At 66.5% G+C, this 6542-nt stretch carries 8 protein-coding genes; 6 read left to right on the forward strand and 2 right to left on the reverse strand.

Going from position 1 to position 6542, the window contains the following annotated elements:
- Nucleotides 1-66: 66 nt before the first annotated feature.
- Complete coding sequence (locus tag M3C17_RS13855) at nucleotides 67-717, reverse strand: TetR/AcrR family transcriptional regulator (RefSeq protein ID WP_259978455.1); 651 nt, start codon at nucleotides 715-717, stop codon at nucleotides 67-69.
- Nucleotides 718-771: 54 nt separating this feature from the next.
- Between M3C17_RS13855 and M3C17_RS13860 the strand changes: the two genes are divergently transcribed.
- Together M3C17_RS13860 and M3C17_RS13865 are read left to right on the forward strand one after the other, a co-directional pair.
- Nucleotides 772-1611: an oxidoreductase gene (locus tag M3C17_RS13860; protein ID WP_259978456.1), complete on the forward strand. Its 840-nt coding sequence runs from the start codon at nucleotides 772-774 to the stop codon at nucleotides 1609-1611.
- Between the two features lie 130 nt (nucleotides 1612-1741).
- Entirely contained in the window at nucleotides 1742-2749 is a 1008-nt protein-coding gene (locus M3C17_RS13865) for an alpha/beta fold hydrolase (RefSeq protein ID WP_259978457.1), read from the forward strand.
- Between the two features lie 104 nt (nucleotides 2750-2853).
- Here M3C17_RS13865 and M3C17_RS13870 read toward each other — a convergent pair whose 3' ends face one another.
- Complete coding sequence (locus M3C17_RS13870) at nucleotides 2854-3213, reverse strand: VOC family protein (protein WP_259978458.1); 360 nt, start codon at nucleotides 3211-3213, stop codon at nucleotides 2854-2856.
- A 163-nt stretch (nucleotides 3214-3376) separates the two neighbouring features.
- Between M3C17_RS13870 and M3C17_RS13875 the strand changes: the two genes are divergently transcribed.
- From M3C17_RS13875 to M3C17_RS13890, 4 genes are all read left to right on the forward strand, one after another.
- Nucleotides 3377-3967, forward strand: coding sequence for a transglutaminase family protein (locus M3C17_RS13875; protein ID WP_259978460.1), 591 nt, complete (start codon nucleotides 3377-3379; stop codon nucleotides 3965-3967).
- Between the two features lie 255 nt (nucleotides 3968-4222).
- On the forward strand, nucleotides 4223-4714 hold the full coding sequence (locus tag M3C17_RS13880; protein WP_259978467.1) for a MarR family winged helix-turn-helix transcriptional regulator: 492 nt from the start codon (nucleotides 4223-4225) through the stop codon (nucleotides 4712-4714).
- Nucleotides 4711-6156 (forward strand): MFS transporter, encoded by a 1446-nt coding sequence (locus M3C17_RS13885; protein ID WP_259978468.1) that lies wholly within the window; start codon nucleotides 4711-4713, stop codon nucleotides 6154-6156. Before M3C17_RS13880 ends, M3C17_RS13885 begins: the two co-directional genes overlap by 4 nt.
- On the forward strand, nucleotides 6149-6454 hold the full coding sequence (locus M3C17_RS13890) for a DUF1330 domain-containing protein (RefSeq protein ID WP_259978469.1): 306 nt from the start codon (nucleotides 6149-6151) through the stop codon (nucleotides 6452-6454). The genes M3C17_RS13885 and M3C17_RS13890 overlap by 8 nt, the downstream gene beginning before the upstream one ends.
- Nucleotides 6455-6542 lie beyond the last annotated feature (88 nt).

A 6542-nucleotide genomic window follows, 5' to 3' on the forward strand; every position in this document is an offset into this window, starting at 1 on the left:
AATGTTCGACCCGGGGCGGCGGCGCGCACGGTCCGCGGTCGAGCCCGGAGCCTCCGCGCGTGGAGGTCAGCGGATTCCGCGCAGCACCGCCTCGACGGCGAAGCCGAGTTCCGCGGACGCATCGGAGGTGTCCTGCTCCGCCGCCGCGGCGAGCAGGGGGAACCGGTCGGCGATCGCCTCGCCGAGCCACGTGGGCGGCACTCCGTGCGCCGTCGATGCACGGAGCGACGCGTTGCTCCGGACGAGGCTGTCCAGCAGGAGTGCGAGGCGGAGGGGGTCGGCGTCGACGTCGTTCCGGATCGCCTGCACCAGCGCCTCGATCCACGCGTAGGCGCGTGGCTGCGTGGGCATGCGCGTGGGACGGACGTCGGCGAGCCACGGATGCGCGGCGTACGCGCCGGCGAGGGCGTCCACCCACGATCGACAGCGGTCGCGCCAGTCGGGTGCGGAGATCGCGGGCGGGTCGCCGATGGCCGCATCCACCATGAGCTCGATCAGCGTGGCCTTCGATTCGACGTAGCGGTAAAGGGCCGTGGTGACCACGCCGAGCCGGGCGGCGACTCGTGCGAGCGAGACCGCTTCGAGGCCGTTCTCGTCGGCGAGGGCGACAGCCGCGTCGGCGACGTCGCGGAGTGTCCACCGCGCCTTAGGGCCGCGGGACGGCGCGTCGGCGAGCTCCCAGAGTTGGCGGAGTGCGCGATCCTCTTGACTGTGCACGTGATTCACTTTAGCGTAGCCATGTGTGAATGACATTCACAGTCAGGAGAACTCATGACCACCGTCCTCATCACCGGGGCGTCATCCGGGATCGGCGCCCGCGCCGCGTCGCTGTTCGCCGAGGCGGGCGCGACCGTCTTCGGGGCCGCGCGCCACACCTCCGCGATCGCGGCGCTGGATTCCGTGACGCCGGTACCGCTCGACCTCACCGACGAGACGTCCATCAGCGACGCCGTCGCGTCCGTGGAGGCGCAGGCGGGAACGATCGATGTGCTGGTCAACTGCGCCGGCTACGGTGAGTTCGGCAGCGTCGAGGAAACGACGCTGACAGAGGCGCGGCAGCAGCTGGAGGTGAACGTCCTGGGCGCCGTCGGACTCATCCAGGCCGTGCTGCCGCAGATGCGCGAAGCGCGCACAGGGCGCATCGTCAACGTGTCGTCCCTGGCCGGCGAGTTCGCGGCCCCGCTGGGCGGCTGGTATCACGCGTCGAAGTTCGCGCTGGAGGCGATCTCCGACTCGTTGCGCGGTGAGGTCGGACAGTTCGGCATCGACGTGGTGCTCGTCCAGCCCACGTACGTGGCTACCGACTGGCATGTGACCGCGATGAGTCATCTGGAGGCCTCCTCGGCCGCGGGACCGTATGCGGCCATGACCGCGGCCATGCGAAGGTACTTCTCCAGCCCGGCGCTGGCGCGACAGATGGCGTCGGTGGACACCGTCGCCGCTCGGATCGTCTCAGCGGCACTGACGCCGAAACCCAAGACGCGATATCGTGTCGGCCCCGGCGCGAACGTGGCCGTCGCGCTGGCCACCCTCTTGCCCGATCGCACTTTCGATGCGCTGACCCGCAAGCAGTTCGGGTATTCCGCTGCAGCGCCGTCGCGGGTCGCATGACCACTCGGACCTCTGGCAGCACGAGAACGGCCGGTGCGCCCGGACCCTGCGCTGACCGTTCCTACCCCGATTCCGACGCATGTCGTGGTGTCGACTCGCGTCGTCCCGGTCCGGGTGTGAGGGTGAGGACATGACTGACGAGACCGGCCGCGCGGTGATCGCGGACCTGTGCCGCATCCCCAACCCCGAAGCGATCGATCGCACGGCATTCGTCGAGCTGGGCGGCGTCGAGCAATTCGTCTCCCTTCGCGGGCGGGATGCGACGGGCCCGGTCCTCATCGTCTGCCACGGGGGTCCCGCGCTCCCCTCCCTGCCGTCGTCATGGATCTGGCAGCGAGGCGTCGAGGACTTCTTCACCGTGGTCAACTACGACCAGCGCGCAAGCGGAAAGTCGGCGCGGACGGCACCCGACGGCCTGGACCTCACGATCGACCGCTACGTCGAGGACCTGATCGAGCTGATCGAGTGGCTGCAGACAGAGCTCGGCGTGACCAAGGTCGGCGTCCTCGGCCACAGTTGGGGGACGATCATCGGGGTGACGCTGGCGCACCGCCGCCCCGATCTGCTCTGGGCGTACGCGGCGGCGAGTCAGGTGATCTGCGGCCCCGAGAACGAGGTGGAGAGCTTCCAGTACGCGCTGCGCAGCGCCACCGCCGAGGGGAACGAGGAGGCCCTCGCGCAGTTGCGTGACCTCGGCGAGTACCCGGGCCCTGACCCGCTCACCACCGACCGGATCGTCACCTGCCGGCGGTGGGCACAGTACTACGGCGGGCTGTCCGCGTACCGGTCCGACTTCGGATACTTCACCGAGTCGCAGGAGCTCTCCCCCTATTACACGGACGATGAGCTGGAGCTGATCGCCGTCGGGCAGCAGGCGACGATGCCTCAGGTAGTCCCGCAGCTGCTGGGCTTCGACGGGCGTGGCCTCACGTCGTTCGAGGTGCCGATCGTCCAGTTCCTCGGGCGCCACGACTACACGACGCCTTCCGCCCCGGTCGCGCGATGGTTCGAGACGGTGACCGCTCCGTCGAAAGACGTCGTGTGGTTCGAGAACTCAGCCCACTTGTGCATGTTCGAGGAGCCCGGCAAGTTCGTCGTCAGCCTGGCGAACCTGATGCTGCCGCACGCCACGAGGTGACGCCAGCACCCGGTGGCGTCACGCGCCAGGAGGTGCGGCCCGAACGGTCTTCGTGGCCGGCCAGCGCGAAGCCGACCGTCGAGAGGTCGTCCTTTGGTGAACCCTCACATCGCCCGTGGTCCTCGCAGGCCGATGCAGTTGCCCCAGGGGTCACGGACCTGACACATCCACAGGTCGTCCTCGATCTTCATCGGACCGCGATACAGGACGGCGCCGACCGACACAAGATGCGCGAGCGAAACGGAGAACTCGGGCACCCGCCAATAGACGACCGAACCGGCAGCTCCGTTGGAGACCTGTTCATCAGCTGGGACGATCTCTATGCGCGTGGACCCGACCGCGAGGTACTCGAAGCCCATGTCCGGGACCGTCGACATGACCGCGCCAGGAAAAGCCTGCAGATACCAGGCGCGCCCGGCGGCAACATCGGGGACAGGGATGAGCACAGCAGCGATGTCTGTCATTCGTCACCTTCCTCAGACCCCGGGCGGGAGTGATCCTAACGGACGATTGCCCGGCTCGGTTGGGACTGCGACCACCGTCGCCGAGGACGATCCTGAAATCGTAGGCGGCGGCGTCGCCTTCTCATCACGACCCGGCAATGTTGGCTGCCCGTAAGCTGAAGCGATGAAGCTAGTTCTTGAAACAGAGGACGTTTCTCACTATCTGGGGAGCGATGCGCTCGTTCAGAGCGACGCTCCGGGAGTAGTCGCTCTTGCCCGCAGTTTGCGCGATTCTCACTCCGCAGACTTTGCTTTCGCCCAGGCATCGTTCGAGTGGGTGCGAGACCACATCGCTCATTCCTACGATGCACAAGACCGCCGCGTAACGCTGGCCGCGTCCGACGTTCTCCGCGAGACAGTTGGTCTCTGTTACGCGAAGTCGGTACTGCTCGCCGCGATACTCCGCGCCCAGGCGATCCCGACCGGCCTCTGCTATCAGAGACTGGGAAACTCCGCGGAGGGGTTCGTCGTTCATGGTCTTGTCGCGATCTGGCTTGATGGCGCATGGCACCGCCAGGATCCGAGGGGGAACAAGCCCGGCATCGACGCTCAGTTCTCTCTCGGTGAAGAGCGCTTGGCGTACCAAATCGACGTGGCGCGAGGCGAGGCGGACTACCGGCGTCTGTACAGCAGCGTCCCGTCAGAGATCGTTGCCGTGCTGAGCCCGGCTACGAACATCCTCGACTGCGAGCTACCGGGAGAACTCGCGGAGTGACTCATGCATCGCGGTGGAAGCCGCATCGTGGACGAATCAAGACCCGGGCTTGCCGACCGGACTCTGAGGCGTGACTCAGAACGCGCCGGCGAGCAAGGGGTGTCGTGATGGAAGGATCCGGCGCCGTCGCTGAGGAGGTTGCCGCCGTCCATGCAGATGTCGGGCTTGCTGGGACGTCTCCAGAGATACCGACGTGCATGACCTATCGCCCGAGAATTACATAAGAAGTAAATATAAATACGTTATGCTGTTCGCATGACGGTCTCCGAGATGCCTGCCGATGCGCCCGCCGCTATCGGGGCGGTTCTCTACGATCTGGCCACGCGGGCGGCGAGACGCCTGCCGCGGGACATGAGTCTGACGTCCGCCGCCACCCTGGCCACTCTGCAGCGGACAGGCCCTCGGCGCATCACCGATCTGGCCATGGCTGAACGCGTCACGCAGCCGGCGATGACGGCGCTCGTCAGGGTGATGGAGGAGTCGGGGCTTGTGCAGCGGCGGGGCGACCCGTCCGACAGACGGGTGACGCTGGTCTGGCTGACCGAGGCCGGCGCCGAATATGTCCGCAGGCGGCGCCGATTGGGCATTCAGGCGTTTGAACGGTTGATAGGTGGCCTCGGCGGCGGTGAGGCCGAGGCGCTGCTGGCGGCACTTCCGGCGTTGGAGCATCTCGCGGAACTCGAGCGTGCGGACCGCGGCGAAGGAAGCGAGCAACAGCTGGGGAGCGGATCGGCGGAGTCGCGATGACCGCAGTACCGAAGGTGCGCTCCGAAGCGCCGCTCCTGATTCCTTCCCTGGTCTTCATCTCGCTCGTCGTCGCTGCGGTGGCCAGTCTGGGTACACCGCTCATCACCATGGTCGCGACCTCGTACGACGTCTCAGTCAGCACCGCGCAGTGGACTCTGACCATTGCGTTGCTCACCGGGGCGATCACCACGCCGGTACTTGGTCGGCTCGGAGCCGGTCCGCACCGGCGAACAGCGATCCTGGTGACGCTCGTGGTCGTCCTCGCGGGCAGCTTATTCACGGTCCTGCCGCTGCCGTTCACCTGGCTGATCGTCGGCCGAGCTGCGCAGGGCGTTGGACTGGGGTTGACGGCACTGATGATGGGTGTAGCACGAGACCACCTCACCGAAGAACGCAGCTCGGCCGCGATCGCTCTGATCTCGGTGGTGTCGATTATCGGCGCGGGTGTCGGCTATCCGCTGGCTGCGCTGCTCGCCGAATTCGGCGGACTGCGCGTCGCGTATGGTCTCGGTCTGGTCATCACCGTCGTCGCACTCCTGATCGCATGGCGCTCGATTCCCGCGGCCCCCGAAGGTCGCTCCTCTCGCGTCGATTTCGCGAGCGCGGCGGTCCTCGCCGCCGCGCTGCTGCTGGTGCTCTTCCTCGCGGGCGACCGGGATCTTTGGATCCATCACCTCCCAGTCGCGGTCGGCCTCGCTGCTCTTGCCGTTGCATTGATCTGGTGCTGGGTCCTCCTTGAGCTCCGCAGCCCTACGCCGTTGGTCGATGTGCGGGCGATGCGGCATCCCGCGGTCGCCGGTGCGAATGTCGCCATGCTCACCGGCGGGATCGGCATGTACCTTCTGCTCACGCTCATCACCCGGTTCGCGCAGACCCCACAAGATTCGGGCTACGGTTTCGGGTTGACGACCTTCACCGCGGGGCTGGTTCTCATTCCGTTCTCCGTGCTGGGATTCGTCGCTGGCAGGCTCGTGCCGCGGTTGAGAGCGAGGATCGCCGACCCGCTACTTCTGGCAGGCAGTGCCGTCGTGGTCGCTGGTGGCTTCGTCATCTTCGCGGTGGCCCGATCGGATCTGACCGAGCTGTTCCTGACGATGGGCGTGCTGGGCTTCGGCGTCGGCGGCTTCTCTGCCGCGATGCCGGGGGTCATTCTGGCATTGACACCGAAGGACGAGACCTCGAGCGCCATGAGCTTCAACTACGTGGTTCGAAGTGTCGGGTACTCGCTGGGAAGCGCCTTCTGCGGGCTGATCCTCGCCGCCGGCACCGGCGCCGACGTTCTCTTCCCTGATGACACCGCCTATGACGTCGCCGTGCTGGTCGGCATCGGCGTTATGACCCTCACCGCACTGACGTGCCTGGCCCTCAGTCGCATGCGCTCGTCGAAGACTCATCCACATTCAAGCAACACCCGTTCACACTATGGAGGTAATCATGCCTAAGGGCTATTGGGTCAGCGTCTATCCCACGATTGAGCGTCCCGAGAGTTTCGACACCTACAACGAGCTGGCAGGCCTGGCAGTCAGGGCGGGAGGCGGGCGAGTGCTCGCGAGCATCGGCAGCCGGATCGAAGCGCACGAGGCCGGGATCGCCGAACGCGTCGTTCTGATCGAGTTCGACAGCTTCGAGCAGGCGGTCGCCGCGCGGGCGAGTGAGGCATATCAGAAGGCGCTGGCCGCGCTCCCCGACGGCTTCGAGCGCGATTTCCGGATCGTCGAAGAACTCAAGCGCGGTCAGTGAACGCGCTGTCGAGGGACTCACGCCGTGCCTACCGTTCTTCGGGGTGTAACCGCCAGAGTCGATTAGTACCCTCGTTAAAGCCGCGCTT

This window comes from Microbacterium sp. p3-SID336, assembly GCF_025143365.1.
Lineage (GTDB): Bacteria > Actinomycetota > Actinomycetes > Actinomycetales > Microbacteriaceae > Microbacterium.